Source organism: Neorhodopirellula pilleata (assembly GCF_007859915.1).
Taxonomy (GTDB): Bacteria; Planctomycetota; Planctomycetia; order Pirellulales; family Pirellulaceae; genus Rhodopirellula; species Rhodopirellula pilleata.
In genome coordinates, this window is the sequence record NZ_SJPM01000004.1 from 266,694 (window position 1) to 288,114 (window position 21,421).

The window sequence follows — 21,421 nt, forward strand, 5'->3', positions numbered from 1 at the left end:
TAGCGATGGGCGTTCAAATCGGTTTTGTAGGTACACGCTTCGCCGGAACCGACGGCGTCTCCCTTGAGAGTGCCAAGTGGGCACAAGTGTTGTGGGATCATCGTCATGTCAGCCATTGGTACAGTGGCAAGAGCGACCGCGATCCGTCGGTTTCGATGGTCGTGCCGCACGCGTTCTTTGACCATCCGGACATCCAGTGGATCAACCGCCGCGCGTTCGGAACGCGGACGCGGACACCGGACGTGACCCGGCGGATTTATACGTTGGCCGATTACCTCAAAGGCACGCTGTACGAATTCACGCGGCGATACAACCTGGATTTGTTGATCGTGCAGAATGCCTTGTGCATTCCGATGAACATTCCGCTCGGAGTGGCGTTGACGAACTTCATCGCCGAGACCGGTTTCCCCACGATCGCCCATCATCATGATTTCTATTGGGAGCGAGATCGTTTCAGCGTCAGCGCGGTGACAGACATGTTGTGGATGGCGTTCCCGCCAGCGCTTCCTCAAATCCAAAACGTGACGATTAATTCGTTCGCCCAAGAGGACCTTTCGCACCGCCGCGGCGTGTCCTCGGTGCTCGTGCCGAATGTTCTCGATTTCGAAACACCGCCACCGGAGGCCGACGAATACGCGTCGCACTTCCGCCATGACATCGGGTTAGCCGAAGACGATATATTGTTTCTGCAACCGACCCGAGTCGTACCGCGAAAAGGCATCGAGCATGCGATCGCGTTGGTTGCGGCACTGCGCGATGATCGGTGCAAGCTCGTGATCTCGCACGCCAGTGGTGATGAAGGCAACGAATACTTGCAAGTGCTCAAAGACCTCGCCGAACAAGCCGGCGTGGATTTGAGGTTGGTCGACGAGCAGGTCGGTGACAAACGGGGCTATAGCGCCGAAGGCAATCGCATCTACACGCTCGCCGACGCGTACTCGCAGGCCGACTTCATCACCTACCCGAGTATCTACGAGGGCTTCGGCAATGCACTCTTGGAAGCTTTCTACTACCGCAAACCATTGCTCGTGAACCGCTATTCAATCTACGTCGCCGACATCGAACCCAAAGGTGCGAAGGTCATTTCGATGGACGGCTATTTGACCAAAGAAGTCGTCGCTAAAGTCGAGCGGATTATCCGCGACAAGGCGTTCCGCGACGAGATGGTGGATTTCAATTATGAGATCGGCCGCGCGTTTTTCTCCTATGGCGTGCTGCGACGAAAGTTGCGGGCGCTCGTAACCAACTTTACCGGACAAGACAACCTGTGAGGCTCATCCTGTGACATCCGCTACCGACGAGACAACGGACTTCCAAGAAACTCATGATCGGATCAGAGAGGTTTACGGAGAGGTTCCCGATGTGCTCGCCGAAGGACTCAAGTCACTCATCAATACCTGTCGCACGGCATCCGTGGAGACGTCGGGAGCAAGCTCCGAGGCGAACTCCGGCGCAAGTTCTGGCAACCCGTTGTGGGATCACCGCGATGTTGTGTTGATTACGTACGCGGATCAAGTTCGCGCCCTCGGTCTTTCGCCGCTGCAGACTCAACATCGTTTTCTGACGGACAACGGTCTCGAGCAACTGATCCGATGCGTGCATTTGTTACCCTTTTGTCCGTCGACCAGTGACGACGGTTTCTCGGTGGCGGATTATCTCGCCGTTGATCCGGAATTCGGAACCTGGGACGATATCCACGCACTCGGTCGTGACTTCGACCTGATGTACGACTTGGTGCTGAACCACTCCTCGCAGGCCCACGAGTGGTTTCAAGGATTCATCGCCGACAATCCGCAGTATGCCGAGTTTTATGCAACCGCCGATCCGAGCGAGGACTTGTCGTCGGTCGTCAGGCCTCGCAGCTTGCCGTTGTTGACTCCGTTCGAAACGCCATCGGGAACGCGTTACGTATGGACGACGTTCAGCGCCGATCAAGTCGATTTGAACTACGCCAACCCGCAGGTCATGTTGCGGATGATCACGACGCTCGTCGAGTACGCGTTGCGTGGCGCGCGTATCATTCGACTTGACGCGATCGCTTTTTTGTGGAAACAAATCGGCACGTCGTGTTTGCATCTGCCGCAAACTCATGCGGCGGTGAAATTGATGCGTCACGTACTCGACCGAACCGTCCCCGGGACGATCGTGTTGACGGAAACGAATGTTCCTCATCAGGAGAACATCAGCTACTTCGGCGACGGCAACGACGAAGCCCACATGGTCTATCAATTCAGCCTGCCGCCGTTGATGCTCGACGCGATCCACAGCGGCGATACGGGGGTCTTGGCGGATTGGATGCGAAGTTTGTCATTGCCCTCGGACCAAACGACTTATTTCAACTTCACCGCGTCGCACGACGGGATCGGGGTCCGACCGGCGGAAGGTTTGGTTCCGCCCGAACGAATCGATCGGTTGGTTCAAATCGTTCGCGATCACGGCAGCCGGATCGGCATGCGAGCGAACAGCGATGGGACCGAGAGCCCGTATGAACTTAATATCACGTACCTCGACGCCGTCGCAGATCGTCGCACCGTCTCGGCCGCCGAACATTCGCGGCGGTTCTTGGCCACGCAGGCGATCATGTTGTCGATGCGAGGCGTTCCCGCAGTCTACTTTCATTCGCTTGTCGGTTCTCCCAGCGATATTGACGCGGTGAAAACCTCCGGCATTCCACGACGAATCAATCGACACAAGTACGATGCCGAAGAATTGAATGCGGCGTTGTCGAATCCCGATTCCTTGCAGCGACGAGTATTCGAGGGGTATCGGCGTTTGTTGGAGGTCCGGCGGCGACACGTCGCGTTCGATCCGAAGGCCGATCAAGAGGTTTTGGACCTGCCGACCGACGGACTGATCGGTTTCGTCCGAACCGCAGCCGACGGACAACGGGTCGGCGTGATCGCGAATTTAACCGATCAACCCCGCACGATCCGTATCGATCCAGTGAAGGTATCGTATCAATGCGACGTACTCGCCCAAGAAGATCTCTCAAACGCCATGCCCTTGAGCCTCCGCCCCTTCCAAGTTCGTTGGTTGAAGTGAGGTCACGAGCCGGACACCACCCTAGCACGAATCGGTATGGAGTTTCCAGCGTGAAAAATGTAAACGTGCATTCTAACTTGGTTACTCACGTTTCTTTTGTGGTCTTGGTCGACGATGCGCCCCAAATTTTTCATGTTCGACGGCTTTGCCAACCGATGTCGGACGCGTTGGGGCTGGCTGCTCCTTTGTCTGATAACGTGGGGCTGCCCGTGCGGGCCGTTCGCCGGTTTCGTTGGAGCGCAATCGACGAATGCGTTTATTCCCCGCTACGATGGAGTGTCGATCGATTCGGCTCGCCAATCGGCGGATCGGTTTCGCGATTTGTCACGTTCGTTGCCGGCGTCCGTTGCCGAGATTGCCAACAGCAACGCGGATTTTGCCGATCGTTGGGCACGACTAGCCGAGAATATGGGGACACTTTCCGAGCGGGTGAACGAGGCCAACCGGAAACTCCAGTCAACAACACGCGATTTCAACGACGTCAGTGCCAAAATCGATGAGTATGGTCTGACGCCAACAATTGGTTTGTTGCTGCGAAACAAGCAAGAGCAACTCGACCAGTGGCAGGCCCATGATTCACAAACGCTCTTTGCCAGCCAAGAGATCGGACGGTCTCGGCAGGAACAACTGGAACTGGAGATGGTGCGTTGGGATGGCTCGGACGTCACTTCGCAAACGAACGAATTATTGGCCCAGCCCGGCGTGAACCCGAGTGGGCTGACCAACCCGATCATCGCGAGACAGATTTCCGATTTGTTGCGGCATCGTTATGGCTGGCTGGAGGCGCTGCGTCAGGGTTACCATGACTACCAACAAAAACTCGGTGAACTCGACGCGGCCACCACGGCATCGGCAAAACTCAGCGACGAATATCGCCGCTTGATCGATCGTCACGTGATGTGGATTCGCAGCGGCGACCCGATCGGCGTCAGCGATCTGGGTCGAATCAAGCCTGGCTTGGCCGCATTTTTCAGCACCCGCCGCAGCGGTGAGTTCGGGCTGGCCCTTGAGAACAAATGGAATGCGAATCCGGCGACCGCGATCGGATGGTTGTCCGCTCTCATGTTGATCGCGATCGCACGTTGGCGAGCGAAGGTCCTGTTGCTCGCGATCGGCGAGCGGAAGCAATTGCGGGCGTCGACCCCTGCGATCCGTCAGGTGCTTTCGAGTTTCTTAACGGTGGTCGTTTCGTCGGGCATTCCGTTGATGCTTTACAGTATCGCACGTTGGCTCGATGGCGGCGTGGTTTCAGAATCGACTCTGCACGCGGCGAACGGTTGTTACGCGGCGAGTTTGGTCGCTTGGATGGTCGAGGTTCCACGTCAGGTGCTTCGCAAGTTCGGTTATGTTGATCAGTTCGTTCACTTGGATTTACCGCGACGTGATCGTGCGACCGCTTACCTGACCTTGATCGGATTCGGGCTCGTCCTGGCTGCTTACGTGGTGACGTTCTCGGCGTCGTTCGATCGCGGCATCTGGCGAGATTCGGTTTCACGGTTCGGGTTCATCGGATCGATGTGCTTGGTCGCATGGACCGCTCATCTTACGCTGCGTCCCAAAGGCGGTTTTTTGGAGCCTTTGATCGCGAAGTTGGGCGGCAGCGTCATCCACCGCATTCGTGTGGTGATTTATTTGATCGGTATCGGTTTCCCCTTCGCGATGATCGCAGCGTCGGCGCTGGGTTACGGCGATACGGCGAACGAGCTGATCAAACGCGCGATCTTCACTTTGGTCGGGCTGACGATCGCGGCCACGTTATGGGGCGGTATCAAAATCCTCTCGGCCATGGCATGGCAAAACTTGGCCGGATCAAGCAAGAGCATCGCAAACCAAGAGGCCGCCCGGTCGACGCGCCGCTATGGCGAGATGGAATCGCACGCGGAAGTCACTGGCGTGTTGGGAGAACATTACCTTGAACTGAAACATCAGTTGGCGTTCTTGTGTCAATGTGCATTGGTGTTGACTGGAATCATTGGATTCGGGTGGCTTTGGATTGATATGTTCCCGCACGTTCGAATGGGCAACCCGGTCGTTTGGACGGTGCAGGACACTGTGCCGACGTCGTTAATTGCGGCTGATGGCCAACGGGTCGCAGGTTCGATGATCGAGGAAACTCCCGTTACGGCGATGCACTTGTTACTCGCTGCGGTGACCTTGTTCGTCGCCTTTCAACTGGCGAAACTATTGCCCGCGTTGTTCGACGCCTTGGTATTGCAACGAGTGTCGTTCGACGAAGGGATGGAACATTTCTCGCTCGTCCTGGGAAGATGTCTGTTGTTCGGAGTGGGGTGTTTGATCGCTTGCCAATGGATCGGCGTGCGTTGGCAAACGATCCAGTGGCTCGCCGTCGGCCTGACGATCGGCTTAGGATTCGGGTTGCAAGACATGGTTCGCAATCTGTTCGGCGGATTGATCGTGCTGTTCGAGAAGCCTGCCCGGTTGGGTGACTTCATCACGGTCGGACGAGTGACCGGACGCGTCGCGGCGCAGCGGTTGCGAACGACGGTGTTGTCCGACGATGAAGGTCGCGAAGTCATCATCCCGAACAAGAACTTCGTCAACGAGGACGTTACCAACTGGATGGGTGCAGGTCGGTTGAACGTGATCCCGCTCGAGGTCGCCGTCAGTCGTGATCAGCGACCCGCCGACATTTGTCGAAAGTTGCAAGAACTGGTGATCGATCAAGAAGCGGTCTTGTTGTCACCGGCACCCCAAGCCACGTTGGTGTGCGTTGGTAAACGAACCCAACGCATCGAAGTGCGGGCATGGATCGAACCGGGGCCGCATCCCGAACGTTTTCGCGACGAGCTGTTGCGGGTGGTTCGTCGGTTCTTGCATGATGAAAGTATCTTGGCGGCCGACCAACCGGCGCAGCCGGACATGGACGAGGTCAGCCGCAAGGGCGTCAGTCGTCGATTGAAGCGATCGGCCTGAGAGACAAACGTGTGATGCTGAATATCCAGCGATTGCCGATCAAAGATTAGCAGTCTCCGAACTTGGAATAGCCCGTTATCGACCCACCAGTGGCTCGGCATCTGAGTGAGATCTTTGCTTACCGGTCATCAACGAGACCACCACCAACGTTGCCAGTGCCAAGGGGATTGTCACAATCCCCGGTTGGCTAAATGGGATCGGGCTGGAGGCTGGGTCGATGCCGTAGACCTTCCCGTAGGTGTCGGCTGATAACAAGATCCACCCCAGCGAGCTGAACATGCCGACGCAAACGCTCGCGATGATTCCCGCAGCCGTCGTGCGTTTCCAAAACAGCAGCATCACCAACGCTGGCAAGTTCGCGCTCGCCGCGATGCTGAACGCCCAGCCGACCAGATAGCTGACGTTGAGCCCTTTGAACAGAATGCCCAACACGATCGCAATCGCGCCGACGACGACCGCCGCGACTTTGGCCACGCGGACCTGGTTGGCTTCGGAGAAATTGATCCCCATCACACCGCCGAGCAAATCGTGAGCGACCGCGCCGCTGCTGGCGAGGATCAAGCCGCTGACGGTTCCCAACACAGTCGTGAAGGCGATCGCCGAGATGATCGCGAACAACAAGTCACTGATCCCGCGGGCGAGTAGCGGTGCCGCCATGTTCGAGTTGGTTACGTCGAGCGTGCCGCTGACCATCGCACCCAAGCCGAGATACAACGTCAAAACGTAAAAGAAGCCGATGCTGGCGATACCCACGATCGTGCTCTTGCGAGCCGCCGCACCATCTTTAACCGTGTAGTAACGAATCAAAATATGAGGCAACGAAGCCGTGCCGCAAAACAACGCCAACATCAATGAAAGGAAGTTGATGCGGTCGGTCCATTGGTCATTGCGAATGCCTTGAAACGTCGGATGTTCGCCCGGGCGAAGGACACGAGACCCTTCGGTCGGCTTTTGGTAATAAACCATCGTCGTCGATCCGTCGCTGTGATCGATCCGGTCGCTTCCCCACAACATCACTTCGCTGCGCCGGAGAACGTCAAAGAATTCGATCGGTCCCAGTGGTCCGGTCGAGCCAGTATCGTATTCCGCAGGCAGACGCGTCACCTGACCTCCGGGACGAAGGGTCCGCTCGCCTTCATCACGTCCCATCGGCACGCCGCCGATCAACGTGTCGGCGCCAGCCCGCTTGGTTTGCGATTGACCTTCGAGCAAATAAACCCCGTCATCACGTTGTTCAATCTTGAAGACGTCAAACCCCGCATCGCCCTTGGAGGCAAACCGGATGTACTGGTCGGCTTGTTGCCAACCATCGCCGTGATTTTCACCGCGTTGGTCGCTAGGTTGGAACAGTTCTCGACCGATCGAGTCGGCGATGGATTGGGGTGAGTCGGCGTCCGCGATCGGACCGATGACCGCGAACGATGTCCGATCGACTTCGAACCCTTTTTGCAACACGAAATAAACCAGCACACTGCTGAAGACGACCAGCAACGAGCCTTTGAGGAATTGCACCCAAGTCGTCGACAACATGCCCGCCGTCACCACGATCGTGATCACCACCGCACCGACCAAAACCACGCCGACCCAGTGTGGGAAACCGAGCAGCGGTTGAATCAACACGCCCGCGCCGACCATTTGTGGGATCAGGTAAAACACGCTCACGATCAGCGTGCTGATCCCGGCGGCGGCTTTGATGCCCGGCGAGTTGAACTTGGCATCGAGGGCGTCGGCGAAGGTGAACTTGCCGAGCTTCTTCATCGGTTCGGCGATCACGAACAACGCCACGATCCATCCCGCGAGATAACCGATCGAATACAAGAACCCGTCATAACCATAAGCGGCGATCATCCCGCAAATGCCTAAGAACGAGGCGGCCGAAAGGTAATCCCCGGCAAAGGCGATGCCGTTGATGAACCAGGGGATTTGACCGTGAGCGGCGAAATAACCCGCCGAAGATTTCGCTTTGCTGCCTAAGTAAAAACTGAGCCCGACGGTGAAACCGACGAACAGGAAGAAAATCACAATCGCGGTATACGAGGGATCGTAAATCATGATCGTTCTCCCGTTTCACGCGAAGCGAAACCGTAGACGAACGCCAAAACGATCGCGGCAATGATCAGCCCGAACCCGTAAACGATGGCCAAGTTCAATCCGGCAAAGACGACCGTTTCCATCGTCGAGGCGGAGAACGCATTGATCAGCACGAACCCGAGGTACAACAACGTGTAAGCGGCAAACAAAGCCAGACCGAGCGGGGATGCAGCGGGCTGGTCGTTATGATGCGAATCAGAGGGCGGGTTCGTCTCAGACGGCGGGATCGAGTCAGGCAAGGAAGCGGCTCCGAGTAGTCGCGGCGAGGAATTGACGCCGTAGGATACTCGATCCGCGATCCGATGTGGTAAGCCGCCGCTGAAGTAGGCTGGGTGAAGGAGGCTTTGCGACGCACACCCGGCGAGAGGCGAGAGGCGAGAGGCGAGAGGCGAGAGGCGAGAGGCGAGAGGCGAGAGGCGAGAGGCGAGAGGCGAGTGAAGAGTGAAGAGTGAAGAGTGAAGAGTGAAGAGTGAAGAGTGAAGAGTGAAGAGTGAAGAGTGAAGAGTTGCGAGGAACGGACGGATCGGTCCGATTGTCAATCGCCCAACCAACAACCAACAACCAACAACCAACAACCAATAGCCAATAGCCAATAGCCTGCCGGGTCTCCGCTATCGCTGCGGCCCAGCCTACGCTGCGAACCAGGCTACTCTTTGACCCAGGCTACTCTGGCTTTTCGCTGGATGGTTTGATCATCGGTGGGATTTTTTTGCCCTTGGGGATGAACTTCATCGAGACAGAATTGACGCAGTGACGCGTGTTCTTCTCGGTCATTCGTTCGCCGTGAAAAACGTGTCCCAAGTGGCCGTCGCAATTGGCGCACAAAATCTCGATACGGTATCCGTCGGCGTCGGTTTGTCGGCGGACGGCTCCTTTGATCTCGTCATCGAAACTCGGCCAACCGCAATGACTCTCGAACTTGTCACCGCTGCGATACAACTTCGCGTTGCAACGACGACAGATGTAGGTGCCTTCTTTTTTGTTCTCGGTATAACCGCCCGTGCCAGCACGCTCGGTTCCCTTTTGTTCAATCACCCATCGTTCGAATTGGTTCAGCGGGTTGTACCGCCCGTAGGTGACCTTTTGCTCGGAGGCTTCGTCGGCGTCTTCCTTCGTCTCGTCGGCGTCGGAAACCGGTTCCGCCTCGGTCGATGGTTCGGTGCTTTCATCGACGGCGACTGTCTTCGTGGTCGTGTCTGCGTCGTCATCGGCTCGAACGGGCTGCTCGGACGCCTTGATCGCCAGAACGCTCAGCAATCCCAGCACGAGCAATCCCATCGAAAACCATGATTTGACCTTCATCGCATTTTTCTCCAACTTGAGTGATCGGGTGGTTTCGCTATTACGCGGGTGAGGAAGAGTTCGTTCGAATCGGTTACTTGCGACCGCTGATCGGCATTTCGACTTGGTACAGCGACGTGCGGGCGGTGACGACCATGGTTTTGCGATCCTTGCCCATGAACGTCACATTGGCGGGCTGTTCGGGGAACGAAACGGTGCCCAAGTAATCCGCCTCAGGGCTGTAAATCTGAACGCCCGTGTGCGTCGTGATGTACAGGTTGCCTTGTTCGTCCATCGTCATCCCGTCGCCGCCGGTGTCGGATTTGCCTTCGGGTTGTTTCAGGATACAGAACGTGCGGCCGACCGATACTTTACCGGCCGACTCGACATCGAAGACCAACATCTCGGCCTGCATGCTCGGGATGACATACAGTTTCGATCCGTCAAGTGATAAACCGATGCCGTTGGGCGCGGCGATGTGGCCGGTCAATCGGCTCACCGTGCCATCGGCGGCGAGGTAATAGACCGCTTGGATGCCTTGAGGCAACGGCGTGGGGGCGTTGTAGAGCGGATCGGTGAAATAGATTCCGCCATGTTCGTCGACGACCAAGTCGTTGCACGCGTTGAAACGTTTTCCGTCGTATTGATCGGCGAGCACCTCACGCGTGCCGTCGGCCAACGTGTATCGCACGAGAGCCCCTTCCATTTCACAAGCGAGCATCTTGCCGCCCGGAAGCGCCCACAAACCATTGGCCCGGTTGGATTGGTCGGTGAAGATCCCCAATGTCCCGTCGGGGGCAAGCCGGTGGATGCGAGTCTTGGGAATATCGGTGAAGTACAACGACCCGTCTTCGGTCATCGTGGGGCCTTCGGTGAAGGTGAACCCGGAGAGCAATTTGACGACTTCGCCGGTCGGTTCGATGGTCTTGGGCGATGCGACGGATTCAGCAACGACCTTGGTTTCGTCGGCATGGGTCATCGGAACCGTCACCCCGATCGGCAGGGCGGTCAAAGCAAACGTGCAGAAAAGCTTTCGAGCGGTGAGGGATCGTTGGAGCATTGGTGGGAGTCTCGGTGGGAAATGGAATCGTTTAAGATGACCGGAAACGATTGCATCATACTGAAGACGCCGCGAAAAGTCTTGGAAATGCGGGGCAGGTCGGCAGAAGTCCGCATTCAGAACGTCTCGGGATAGATCACCATCTCGATGCGGCGGTTGGCGACGCGACCCGCCGGAGTCGAGTTGTCCGCTCGCGGATTGTTCGCGCCATGAGAGACGATGAACAGTTGTTCGCCCGGCATGCCACTGCGACGGGTCAACAGATCCAAGAGCGCCGAAGTTTGCGCCGAGGTCAATTGATGGGGACTCGCGGTCGCGCCTCCGTAAGTCGGCGCGTTGTCGGTATAGCCTTCGATGCCGATGCGTTGACGCGGGAACACCGATCGCAACTGCGCCGCGATGGGGTCCATGATCGAGGCGGCCTGCGGTTGCATTTGAGCGGTACCGGGGGCGAACAATTGGTCCGATGGGACGATCACGCGGATCACTTCTCCGTCCGGTTGGACCGGAATATTGCCAAGGTTCAACCGTCCGACGAGTTGGTTCAGATTGGTATTCGCTCGGATCGTCGCACCGCCGCGAAGTTGAGCGGAGGCTTGAAAGTTCCGAGCGGAGTTTTGAGCTTCGTTCGCGGCGATCCGTGCGGCTTCGTATTGTCGAGCCGTATCGGCCAATTGGGTGCGGACGAGGTTCAGTTCGTCGCGGTACACTTGGGCCTGCTGTTCGCTTTGGGCCAACTGAGTGGTGAGTTGCCGATTGTTGTCATCGAGCAATTGCACGCGGCGGTTCAGTTCGGCCACCTGAGCTTGGACGGCCGTCAGTTGGGTTTGTCCGGGTGCCTGCCAGACCGATCCGGCCGGACCGCCGGCTAGGTATGGATTTTGGCTGCATCCGACCATCCCAAGCACCGCACATCCGACGACCAGTGTCGACGCGAGCGGCGATCGGACGACGGAGCGAATCGAGCACATGACGAAGGTCCGGAGGGGGTGGAATGACTCAAACACCACTGGACTTTAGGCAAACTTGGCATTTCGTCACAATATCGTTTTGAACATGCATCCTTTCCCCGGTCATCGTCTTGCTTGAATTCTCTCACCGCGCGATGGCGTGCGATTTTGTGGTCCTGGTTCGCGACGAGCATCAGTCGATCGGCACTCGGTCGGTCGCCGACGTGGTGCTGGACCAACTCGAACGCGTCGACGGGATCGAAAAACGCTTGACGGTTTATAACGAAAACAGCGAAATCGCCGCGATCAATCGTTCGGCCGGCGGCGACGGAGTCTGCGTTTCGCCTGAAACGTTCGCCCTCTTACGCCACGCCCAGGAACTGAACGAGGCGACCGGGGGGGCGTTTGACATCACGGCCGGGCCGCTCGTCGAAGCCTGGGGGTTCACCCGTCGGCAGGGCCGTAAACCGAATCGCTCGGAAATCGAAGCGGCACGAGAATTGGTCGGCGGCGACGGCATGTCGCTCGATCCGGCCACCCGCCGCGTATCGCTTGCCAAGCCGGGCATGCGGCTGAACCTCGGCGGGATCGGCAAAGGTGAAGCGATCGACCGACTTGCGACCGGATTGAAGGCGGCCGGGATCGCCAGCTTCTTGATTCATGCGGGGCAAAGCAGTGTGCTGGCGTGCGGGGATCAGTTCGATTCGGATGAAGAACCGCAGGCCGAGTCGGCCCCGCCTCGGGGTTGGTTGGTCGGGTTGGCTCATCCGACCAAACCGAATCGCCGTTTGGCGGGGATTTGGTTGCAGGATGCGGCCCTCGCGACGAGCGGTAGTGGCAAGCAGTTCTTTCACCATCGCGGACAGCGTTATGGGCACGTGATCGATCCGCGAACCGGGCAACCGGCCGGCGATTTATTGTCGCTGAGTTTGGTGACCGATCGCGCGGTCGACGCGGACGCGTTGGCGACGGGTTTGTTCGTGATGGGGCGAGAGGAAGCGACGCGATTCGCCACGGCCGAAACGCCCGTCTTGCCGCTGATTCTCGTCGCCGATGCCTCGCGGCAGGACGACGTGGAGATCGCCACGACCGGGAATTGGGCCTGGGCGGAGCCCCCGGAAGGATGGTCTGACGTGGGTGAAAGCGTTTCCCCTTGATAAATTTGCCCAGAGTGTCCACAATCCCCGCTCGAATTTTCTGAAACCAGGTGAGAACAACGCGACGAATCGTTCGTCATGCGATTGAATCCCGCCGCCCACTTTCCATTTCCCGAGAGAACTTATGGGTCATTACACAGGTCCTAAAGCCCGAATCAACCGTCGTTTGGGCACGATGCTTTACGAAACCGCCGGTGCCACCCGCGCCCTCGATCGCCGCAACACGCCTCCGGGAATGCACACCCGTGGACGTCGGCCGAGTAACTACGGCTTGGCGTTGATGGAAAAACAAAAGATCAAGCACTATTACGGCTTGGGCGAGCGTCAACTGCGACGTTACTTTGATTTGGTGGGTCGAAAGTCGGGCAACACCGGTGAATTGTTGCTTTTGATGTGCGAGCGTCGTTTAGACAACGTCGTCCGCCGCGTCGGTTTCACCAAAACCCGTCCGCAAGCTCGCCAAGGGATCGTTCACGGTCACTTCTGCGTCAACGGCATCAAGGTCACCAAGCCTGGTTATACGCTGCGTGCTGGTGACATCATCGAAGTTCGCGGCCGCGAAAACCTGAAAAACCTCTACCGTGGTGTGATCGCTAACTCGCCTCCGGACGGGCTCGATTGGGTGTCGTTCGACAGCGAAGGTTTGCGGGCGACCGTCTTGAGCCTTCCCGGACCCGTCGACATCAGTCTTCCGGTGGACGCGAACAGCGTCGTCGAATTCTTGTCACGCTAAGTCCTTTTAGTCGAAAACCTCATGCACGCTTCAGTAGTAGTTCTCGGCGGCGGCCCTGGTGGGTACGCTGCCGCTTTCTTGGCCGCCGACGAAGGTCTCGACGTGGCGATCGTCGAATCCGAACCGCGACTCGGGGGCACGTGCTTGTTGCGCGGTTGTATCCCCAGCAAGGCGTTATTGCACGTCGCTAAAGTTATCGGCGAGGTCGAAGAACTCAGGCATGAGTGGGGAGTCGAATATTCAGGCAAACCCTCGATCGATATCGACGCCGTTCGCGCCCGAAAAGACAAAGTCATCTCCAACCTGACCGGCGGCCTGGGCAACCTCGCCAAACGTCGGGGCGTGAAAGTGATCCAAGCTCGGGGCACGTTCGTCAGCTCCGGCGAACTGAAGCTCGAAGGCGATCACGAATCGATCCCCGAGGGCGGTTCGATTACGTTCGATCATTGCATCTTGGCGACAGGCAGCGTTCCTGCCATGCCACCGAGTTTTGACATCGGTAGCGACCGCGTGATGGACAGCACGGGAGCCTTGAATCTTAAGGACATTCCCGAATCACTACTCGTCATCGGTGGTGGCTACATCGGATTGGAAATGGGCACCGTTTATGCCCATTTAGGTTCCAAGGTCAGCGTTGTCGAACTCGCCGAAGGCTTGTTGCCCGGTGCCGACCGTGACTTGGTCAAACCGCTCGCCAAGAAGATGGAAGCGTTGTGCGAAGGTCGCATTTATTTGAACACCAAGGTCGGTTCGATCGGCGAAGTCGATGACCAAGTCGAAGTCACGTTCGAAGGCCCAGGCAAATTCGGTCACGAGCGATTTGATCGGGTTTTGGTCAGCGTCGGTCGCCGTCCGGTCACCCGCGGTTTGGGTTTGGAAAACACCCAAGTCGTCGTCAATGATCGCGGATTTGTTGAGTGCGATAAGCAACAACGCACCGCCGATCCCAAAATTTTCGCAATCGGCGACGTTGCAGGCGATCCCATGTTGGCGCACAAAGCGACCCACGAGGGACGCGTAGCGGCGGAAGTCATCGCGGGCAAGGCGGTCGAGTTTGACAAGATCGCGATCCCAGCGGTCGTCTTCACCGATCCCGAAATCGCTTGGGCGGGGCTCACCGAAGAGGAAGCCAAACGAGACGGACGCAACGTCAGCGTCGAAGTCTACCCGTGGGCGGCCAGCGGTCGGGCTCAAGCACTTAACATCACCAACGGTTTGACCAAGTGGTTGGTCGATCCGGAAACCAACCGCGTGGTCGGTTGCGGGATCGTCGGCAGTGGCGCGGGCGAATTGATCGCCGAGGCGGCTTTGGCAATCGAGATGGGTTGCGAGGTTACCGACATTACCGAGACGGTTCACCCGCACCCGACGCTCAGCGAAACGTTGATGAACGCAGGCGAGGTCTACTTCGGTACGGCCACCGAGATTTACAAACCCAAAAAGAAGTAGGCTGGGTCGCAGCGATAGCGGAGACCCGGCATGGCGTTGGGCGAACCGATTTGATTGGTGGTTCCTGCCGGGTGTTCGTCGCAGAGCCTCCTCCACCCAGCCTACGTCGGTCGCGAAGTAGGCTGGGTCGCAGCGATAGCGGAGACCCGGCATGGCGTTGGGCAAACCGAGTTGATTGGTGGTTCCTGCCGGGTGTTCGTCGCAAAGCCTCCTCCACCCAGCCTACGGCGGTCGCAAAGTAGGCTGGGTCGCAGCCGCTTCGGCGGAGACCCGGCATCCCTGCTATCAAGGTTCGCCCCAACTAGGTTTCGTAGACTTCAGGCTCTCAGGGCATTCCCCGCCCCAATGCAATTCGTAATGGCCTTCGCGAACAAATCGATGGAACGAAGACCAAGGGTAATCAACGACTCGTTTTACAAGTTCATGCTTTCGCGGGTTCCAATGAATGTAGTCCGCACAACGATGGAGGTCGTCTTCGTCTTGAACGGTATGTTCCCAAAACCTCGGTTGCCAGATTCCGTGCTGATTCTTTTTTCGTTCGGCTTCGGTAACCTCGACTTCCGAATACCCTGCCTCCAACCATCGTCGCGTGAACCCCGATTTGATTCGTTGGATTCGCATGGAATAGCGGAAGTCACCGGTGGGAAGCGACATCATGAGATGAAAGTGATCCGGTAATAGCACCGCCGCAACCAGCTTAAAACGATGAGGCCGCCAAACATCCAGGATCGACTCTCGAAGAAGATCACGTCCCTCGTCGGTAGTGAGTATCGGCTGGCGTTGGTATGTCACCAGTGTAAGAAAATAAGTTCCGCCCGGCACGAACCAACGCCGATAGTCCGACATGGCGAACTCCTGGTTTAGGTAGTATGGATTCAAGTAGGCTGGGTCGAAGCCGCTTCGGCGCAGACCCGGCATGTGAATGAATGAACAAGCTTACCCCAGACCCTCCGCCGGGTGTTCGTCGCAGAGCCTCCTCCACCCAGCCTACATCGGTCACCAAGTAGGCTGGGTCGCAGCGATAGCGGAGACCCGGCACGGTGTTGGGCGAACCAATTTGATTGGCGGGTCCTGCCGGGTGTTCGTCGCAGAGCCTCCTCGACCCAGCCTACGTCGGTCGCAAAGTATGCTGGGTCGCAGCGATAGCGGAGACCCGGCATGGCATTGGGCAAACCGAGTTGATTGGTGGTTCCTGCCGGGTGTTCGTCGCAAAGCCTCCTCCACCCAGCCTACGTGGGACGCGAAGTAGGCTGGGTCGCAGTGATAGCGGAGACCCGGCATGGCATTGGGCAAACCGAGTTGATTGGTGGTTCCTGCCGAGTGTTCGTCGCAGAGCCTCCTCCACCCAACCTACGTCGGTCGCGAAGTAGGCTGGGTCGCAGCGATAGCGGAGACCCGGCATGGCGTTGGGCAAACCGAGTTGATTGGTGGTTCCTGCCGGGTGTTCGTCGCAGAGCCTCCTCCACCCAGCCTACGTCGGTCGCCAAGTAGGCTGGGTCGCAGCGATAGCGGAGACCCGGCATGGGTTGGGCGAACCAAGTTGATTGGTGAGTCCTGCCGGGTGTTCGTCGCAAAGCCTCCTCCACCCAGCCTACGTCGGTCGGCAAGTAGGCTGGGTCGCAGCGATAGCGGAGACCCGGCATGGCGTTGGGTGAACCGATTTGATTGGTGGTTCCTGCCGGGTGTTCGTCGCAGAGCCTCCTCCACCCAGCCTACGTCGGTCGCAAAGTAGGCTGGGTCGCAGCGATAGCGGAGACCCGGCATGGCGTTGGGCAAACCAAGTTGATTGGTGGCTCCTGCCGGGTGTTCGTCGCAAAGCCTCCTCCACCCAGCCTACATCGGTCACCAAGTAGGCTGGGTCGCAGCGATAGCGGAGACCCGGCATGGCGTTGGGCGAACCAAGTTGATTGGTGAGTCCTGCCGGGTGTTCGTCGCAGAGCCTCCTCCACCCAGCCTACGGGTTAATCGATTAGGTTTTGGGGCTTGCCTGGCTTGGGCGGCTCCTTCGGTTGTGGCGGTCCCAGTTCGATGTCTCCGGGGACCCAACTGGTGTATTCCCAATTGTCCGCGACGGCTTCCCATCCGGCTAGTAACCCCATCTCGCTGCAAACCCGTCGCGCCGTCACGTAGACTCCGAAACTGTCCGGGGCCACAAAGAAGCGTGCGTAGGCCTTCGTCGGATCGATCGTCGTCATCGCCTTGCGAAACTGCGAACGTGGGTTCTTGAGTTCTTCGTCTGTGGCACCTTTGCCTTCGAGCGGAATGAACTTCAAACGTAAATAGCGATTTCCAGCGATGAAGTACTCGACGTTGAAATATCGATCGCTGTCATCGAGCCGTTCCCACTTTTCACCGAATGCTTTCGGATCGATGCCCGCTTCAGGATCTCGGTCCAGTTTAAAACGGGCGATCAATTGACGGGCCTTCGCTTCGGCCCGTTCTCGAAATGGGTCGGAGAGAATCGGGTAGACCTGGTCGTTCTTACAAAAGAAAATCAACTGCTTTGCACCCGGCGGTGGCGGGCGTGGGTTCGGGATACTGACCTCGATGTCAGCCGGCGCTTCGGTCTTAGGGGTCCGCGCCAACCTTGCTTTCAATTCGGCGCGACGTTCCAACGAACTCTCCACGACCGCTTTGAGTTCTTCTCGTTTCGCCTCGGTGTCCTCGATCTCTTTCTTTCTTTTTTCCGCCATCTCGCGGTCCTGTTGGATCTTGATGGCGAACTCGTTCTTCTGTTTCTCTTTTTCTTCGAGTAGCTTGCGTCGTCGTTCGAGCAGCTCTTTTTTTCGCTCCAGTTCAGCGAGTTGTTTCTCGGCGTCGATTGAAAGCGGATCGACGAGCACACTTTCGAGGTCTTCCTTTTCCTCTTCTTTTTCGGCGAGTTGTTTTTTCAATTCGGCAAGCGTTTCGGCATCCACGGTGCTTTCGGTCGTGATGCGGGCGACGACTTCCGCCACGCTCATTTGCGTGACGATTAGAATCAGCACCAAGATGCCGACGACATTCGTCATTGTATCAAGCAGTGAGTCGAGGCCGCCGTCATCATCGTCGTCAGGTTTGCGTCGAGCCATCGTATCTACTCCTGATTGACGAACGCGCTGAGGTCGATCCGACCCTGGCCGACGACCGGCAACTTGCCGTTTCGAATTTCTCGGTCATCGCAAATCTTCTTGCAGCGGTTGTACGTGTTCAACCCGTCGCTACGGACCAAATAGATGATGGTATCGTTCGTTCCATTGGCAACCAAATTCAATAGGTCCAAGAACGTCTTGTCGGTCGTCAGATCATTGACACGAATCCGTTTGGGCGGATCGACATGGTGCATCACGATGGAATCGGCGGCGCACTCAACGAAGTGAGGTTTGAAATCCAAACCGCTGCCTTGGGGCAACACCGTGACGTTCGCTTCGCTGGTTGAGGTGCGGCTTTCGAGTTCCTTTTCGAGTTGAGCGAGTTCTTCTTTCAACGCCTCGGCTTGGGATTCCATGTCGGCGGCGGTCTCACGTAGTTTCTCGTCGACGGCCGGGATCACAATCTTGACGGCTTCTTGTTCGGCAAGTTCTCTTTCGACTTCTTCGAGTTCGGTTAACAGTTCTTGCAATTCGGTGATCGTCATGTTGAGAGTGGCTCGCTGTTCGCGGAGTTTTAAAGCCGACGAATTCGTTTTGGAGATCTCGAGCTTGAGTTGTTCGACTTGTTCCTCGGCTTCATTGAGTTCCTTTTCTTTCTGTTCGTACTCCTCGATCATGGCGACGTCGGGCGTGTCTGTTTGGGCCAGCGCCAGCGTTGCGATCATCATCGTCAAAACACCGATCACCGACGCGATAATGCTCAAAAAGGGGAACAACGAGATATCATCGTCGTTGTCACGCCGTCGGCGACCCATCAGACTTTCCTCCCGTTACGTCGACTGGATTTCGCGTTTCGTCCGAACCAGCCTCGTTTGGCGGGCGTTTCGACAGCGGATGTTTGCACAGGAACTTGTTGAATGACAACCTGTTGTTGGCCGAGTTGCGTTAGCACACTGCTGAGGCTCGCCAGTCCCGTCTGCACACCGCCGAGATGTTCGGTCAGCGTCACGCCGGTCTTTTCAAACGTTTCGTTGACTTGGTTCTGCAACGTTGCGGTTTGTTCGGCGAGTGACGTTAAGTTGGCTTGGATCTTGTCGGCCGCGTTGGCCATTTGATCGAGCTGCGCCTGCAGCCGGGCTTGTTGATCGAGTTGTTGTTTGTGCAAGACGGCGACATGCTTTTGTTGTTGTTGCTCGATACGTTGGTTGACTTCGTCCCAGCCTTTGCTGACTTGGGACGTCAGTCGGCCGCCGATCGCGTCGAGTTTTTCGAGCCATCGCTCCATTTCGGCGTGCTGTGTGCCGAGGGCTTGCTCGACCGCTTCGCGGAACACTTGCGTGTCACCGCCGCCACCGCCGGCCCCACGCTCAGCACCGCCTTCGCGGCCGTCATTGAGTCGTCGCAACAGGTTCTCGTTGCAGTACTCGTCGACCCGCGTGATGATGTCTTCTTCGGACTTTTGAAGCGCCGAGGCGGGGATCTTGACCAACATGCTCATGATCAACGCCAACAACGTCGTATCAAAGGCCGTACCCAGACCTCCGAAGACTTCTTGGAGGGCCGACTTCATCGCATCCATGTTGCCGCCACCGGAGAGGCTTCCGGCCAAACTCGCCACGGCGGCGCTGACCCCCATGACGGTCCCGATAAAACCGAGGATCGGCAGCGCCCAGATAAACACCTTCAAAATCGTGTAGCTGCCCGCGACGTTGTTGGCATCGATTTCAGATTGCGATTCCATCATCGTGACGGTTTCGGCGGCACTCTTGCGGACGCGAAAATGTTCGATACCGCGGACGACCCGATTGACTAGAAAGCTATCGCTGCTCGCACCGGGAAGTTCATTGATGTGCGAGATGAATCCGTCGAGCGACTCGGGAGTGATCTCCGGTGAGACTTCCGTCGGCAGGACGTCGAGCAACATCGCATTGCGTTGTTCGTTAAGCCGCAACCATTTGAGAACCAAGATCGCAACGGCCCAGAACATCAATAGTGTTGTTGGGTAGGGAACCGGGCCCCGAGCGATGAACAAATCGGACAGCGCTGTGCCGCTCATGGCGAACATGACGCCGTACCATACCAACGTCAGGGCAGCTCCGATCAATCCCGATAGCACCAAGCTGATGTCACTGCTGGCGGCATCATTGGAGGATTGAAACCAGCTTTTTTGAGCCCGTTTGCGACGGACGACCTTCCCCTTTTTCTTCGGTTCGACTTGAACCGCAGGAGCAACTTTGGCGGTTCGTGGAGCCGTTGTCACTGCGTCGGTCTTCACTGCGTCGGTCTTCACTTGGGGGGGCGTATTGATCGCCGGCCCGGTGTTGATCGCAGGTGTCGTGTTGATGGCTGGATCTGGAGAAGGCGACCCCGTGTTGATTTCAGGAAGAGCGGGAGTATCCGCCGTGGGCTCCTCCGGCGGGGAGTCAGGAATCCGCACGGTCTCGCGGCAATAGGGGCAGGCCCGGCTCTTGCCGCATAGGTTGTCGGACACCTTCAGCGATTTACCGCATCCGGGGCACGGGATTTTAAAAAAAATGGCCATCTTCAATCTTGGAATTCGGGAAGTTTGCCCCTGAAAGCGAACGAGGCGGGCGGACCGAAGGACGCGGAGCCCCAAATGACGCGGAGCCCCAGTATAACTGCTCGTTGGCCGCGCGACTTCCCGTTTCGTTCTCCCGATGCTTACAAGGGGATGGCCCGGATCAGCTCGCCGCTGGCATTTCCGACTTCGATCGTCTTCGGATTGTCGGAGAGGCGGAACGTTAGCGGGAACGTTTGCAATTCGATGTGGACGGGTTGTGAGAACGTATTGACCGTCACCGGTTTGAGCCGCGATGGCGAGTCGGGGCCGTTTTCTCGAGTCGATCGATACAACGTCAATTGCCAGGGATCACGGTCGATCACCAACAATTCACGCGTGCCAACTTCGGCGTAGAAGTCCAGTTTATCGAGCGTTCGATCGCCCGGGCTAACAACCTCGATGGCGAATTCCGGTCCACCGAACCAGTGGCTATGACGGTCTTCGGCGTTCGTTTGGGCGGAGAAGACAAGCACATCGGGGACGCGATAATTTTTGGTCCAATCGGTCGGCCGATCGCTCACGTTCGCCCCCGTGAAGGTTTTGCCGAGATCCTGCCAATCGACGATCGCGCAGATCGCGGCGGACAACTGTGTCGCGAGACTTTGATGTTCGTTGTTGGCGATCGGCGACATCATATAAACTCCATCCCAAACTTCGTCAAAACGATCCGCACGCCGAGCCTTTCGCTCGGCGATCAGCTGATCGGCAACGATCGGGTCATTGATCATCAGTGAGGTCATCTTGGCTCCCAATAAGGGGTATCGCGAAAGGTTCCGTCGACGATTTAGAACCTATCCGAAAAGGGGTCTGACCCTTTGGAGGCGAGTCGTTATTCATTCGTTTGAGGGTATCGCCGGAGAGGGTCAGACCCCTTTTCGGATAGGTTCTTATTCTAGCGACGCGGCCTCGAGGGAACGGGGCATCGCCATGAAAATGCCGAGAAACCTGATAAATCGTTTCAAAAACCCGCGAACCCGATTTCTCTTGCCCTCGTCTTGACCCTTGACGATAATGTCGTCACCGGGTCGCGATACGCGTCGCGACAAAACTTCCGTACGTGCGGCTTGTCCGT

At 57.4% G+C, this 21,421-nt stretch carries 16 protein-coding genes; 6 read left to right on the plus strand and 10 right to left on the minus strand.

The window, feature by feature from the left end; translation table 11 throughout:
• Nucleotides 1-5 precede the first annotated feature (5 nt).
• The 3 genes from Pla100_RS12005 (at nucleotide 6) to Pla100_RS12015 (ending at nucleotide 5,976) form a co-directional block, all read left to right on the plus strand.
• Entirely contained in the window at nucleotides 6-1,271 is a 1,266-nt protein-coding gene (locus Pla100_RS12005) for a glycosyltransferase family 4 protein (RefSeq protein WP_146577922.1), read from the plus strand.
• 10 nt (nucleotides 1,272-1,281) lie between these two features.
• Nucleotides 1,282-3,042, plus strand: a complete 1,761-nt coding sequence (locus Pla100_RS12010) for a sugar phosphorylase (RefSeq protein WP_146577923.1) — start codon at nucleotides 1,282-1,284, stop codon at nucleotides 3,040-3,042.
• 276 nt (nucleotides 3,043-3,318) lie between these two features.
• Entirely contained in the window at nucleotides 3,319-5,976 is a 2,658-nt protein-coding gene (locus Pla100_RS12015; protein ID WP_315853470.1) for a mechanosensitive ion channel domain-containing protein, read from the plus strand.
• Nucleotides 5,977-6,051: 75 nt separating this feature from the next.
• Here the strand turns inward: Pla100_RS12015 and Pla100_RS12020 are convergent, their stop codons facing one another.
• The 5 genes from Pla100_RS12020 to Pla100_RS12040 all read right to left on the minus strand — a co-directional run bounded on the left by Pla100_RS12020 (nucleotide 6,052) and on the right by Pla100_RS12040 (nucleotide 11,379).
• Nucleotides 6,052-8,028 carry a sodium/solute symporter gene (locus Pla100_RS12020; RefSeq protein WP_146577925.1) on the minus strand — a complete coding sequence of 659 codons (1,977 nt, stop codon included), beginning with the start codon at nucleotides 8,026-8,028 and terminating at the stop codon, nucleotides 6,052-6,054.
• Nucleotides 8,025-8,306, minus strand: a complete 282-nt coding sequence (locus tag Pla100_RS12025; RefSeq protein ID WP_146577926.1) for a DUF485 domain-containing protein — start codon at nucleotides 8,304-8,306, stop codon at nucleotides 8,025-8,027. Before Pla100_RS12025 ends, Pla100_RS12020 begins: the two co-directional genes overlap by 4 nt.
• A 424-nt stretch (nucleotides 8,307-8,730) precedes the next feature.
• On the minus strand, nucleotides 8,731-9,369 hold the full coding sequence (locus Pla100_RS12030) for a methionine-R-sulfoxide reductase (RefSeq protein WP_146577927.1): 639 nt from the start codon (nucleotides 9,367-9,369) through the stop codon (nucleotides 8,731-8,733).
• Between the two features lie 73 nt (nucleotides 9,370-9,442).
• A complete protein-coding gene (locus Pla100_RS12035; protein WP_231602986.1) occupies nucleotides 9,443-10,408 on the minus strand; it encodes an SMP-30/gluconolactonase/LRE family protein in 966 nt (321 codons plus the stop codon).
• Between the two features lie 116 nt (nucleotides 10,409-10,524).
• Nucleotides 10,525-11,379: an OmpA/MotB family protein gene (locus tag Pla100_RS12040; RefSeq protein ID WP_146577928.1), complete on the minus strand. Its 855-nt coding sequence runs from the start codon at nucleotides 11,377-11,379 to the stop codon at nucleotides 10,525-10,527.
• Nucleotides 11,380-11,489: 110 nt separating this feature from the next.
• Between Pla100_RS12040 and Pla100_RS12045 the strand changes: the two genes are divergently transcribed.
• The 3 genes from Pla100_RS12045 (at nucleotide 11,490) to lpdA (ending at nucleotide 14,697) form a co-directional block, all read left to right on the plus strand.
• On the plus strand, nucleotides 11,490-12,515 hold the full coding sequence (locus Pla100_RS12045; RefSeq protein WP_315853471.1) for an FAD:protein FMN transferase: 1,026 nt from the start codon (nucleotides 11,490-11,492) through the stop codon (nucleotides 12,513-12,515).
• A 124-nt stretch (nucleotides 12,516-12,639) separates the two neighbouring features.
• On the plus strand, nucleotides 12,640-13,248 hold the full coding sequence (gene rpsD / locus Pla100_RS12050) for a 30S ribosomal protein S4 (RefSeq protein WP_146577929.1): 609 nt from the start codon (nucleotides 12,640-12,642) through the stop codon (nucleotides 13,246-13,248).
• Between the two features lie 21 nt (nucleotides 13,249-13,269).
• Entirely contained in the window at nucleotides 13,270-14,697 is a 1,428-nt protein-coding gene (gene lpdA / locus Pla100_RS12055) for a dihydrolipoyl dehydrogenase (protein ID WP_146577930.1), read from the plus strand.
• Between the two features lie 285 nt (nucleotides 14,698-14,982).
• On the opposite strand, the gene Pla100_RS12060 is transcribed toward lpdA, so the two are convergent.
• The 5 genes from Pla100_RS12060 to Pla100_RS12080 all read right to left on the minus strand — a co-directional run bounded on the left by Pla100_RS12060 (nucleotide 14,983) and on the right by Pla100_RS12080 (nucleotide 21,089).
• A complete protein-coding gene (locus Pla100_RS12060) occupies nucleotides 14,983-15,576 on the minus strand; it encodes an REP-associated tyrosine transposase (RefSeq protein ID WP_231602987.1) in 594 nt (197 codons plus the stop codon).
• Nucleotides 15,577-16,658: 1,082 nt separating this feature from the next.
• Nucleotides 16,659-17,768 (minus strand): hypothetical protein, encoded by a 1,110-nt coding sequence (locus Pla100_RS12065; protein ID WP_146577931.1) that lies wholly within the window; start codon nucleotides 17,766-17,768, stop codon nucleotides 16,659-16,661.
• 5 nt (nucleotides 17,769-17,773) lie between these two features.
• Entirely contained in the window at nucleotides 17,774-18,583 is an 810-nt protein-coding gene (locus Pla100_RS12070; RefSeq protein WP_197167869.1) for a hypothetical protein, read from the minus strand.
• Nucleotides 18,583-20,310 carry a MotA/TolQ/ExbB proton channel family protein gene (locus Pla100_RS12075; protein ID WP_146577932.1) on the minus strand — a complete coding sequence of 576 codons (1,728 nt, stop codon included), beginning with the start codon at nucleotides 20,308-20,310 and terminating at the stop codon, nucleotides 18,583-18,585. Before Pla100_RS12075 ends, Pla100_RS12070 begins: the two co-directional genes overlap by 1 nt.
• Before the next feature lie 140 nt (nucleotides 20,311-20,450).
• The gene (locus tag Pla100_RS12080) at nucleotides 20,451-21,089 is read right to left on the minus strand and encodes a Uma2 family endonuclease (RefSeq protein ID WP_146577933.1); all 639 of its coding nucleotides are present in this window, start codon (nucleotides 21,087-21,089) and stop codon (nucleotides 20,451-20,453) included.
• Nucleotides 21,090-21,421 lie beyond the last annotated feature (332 nt).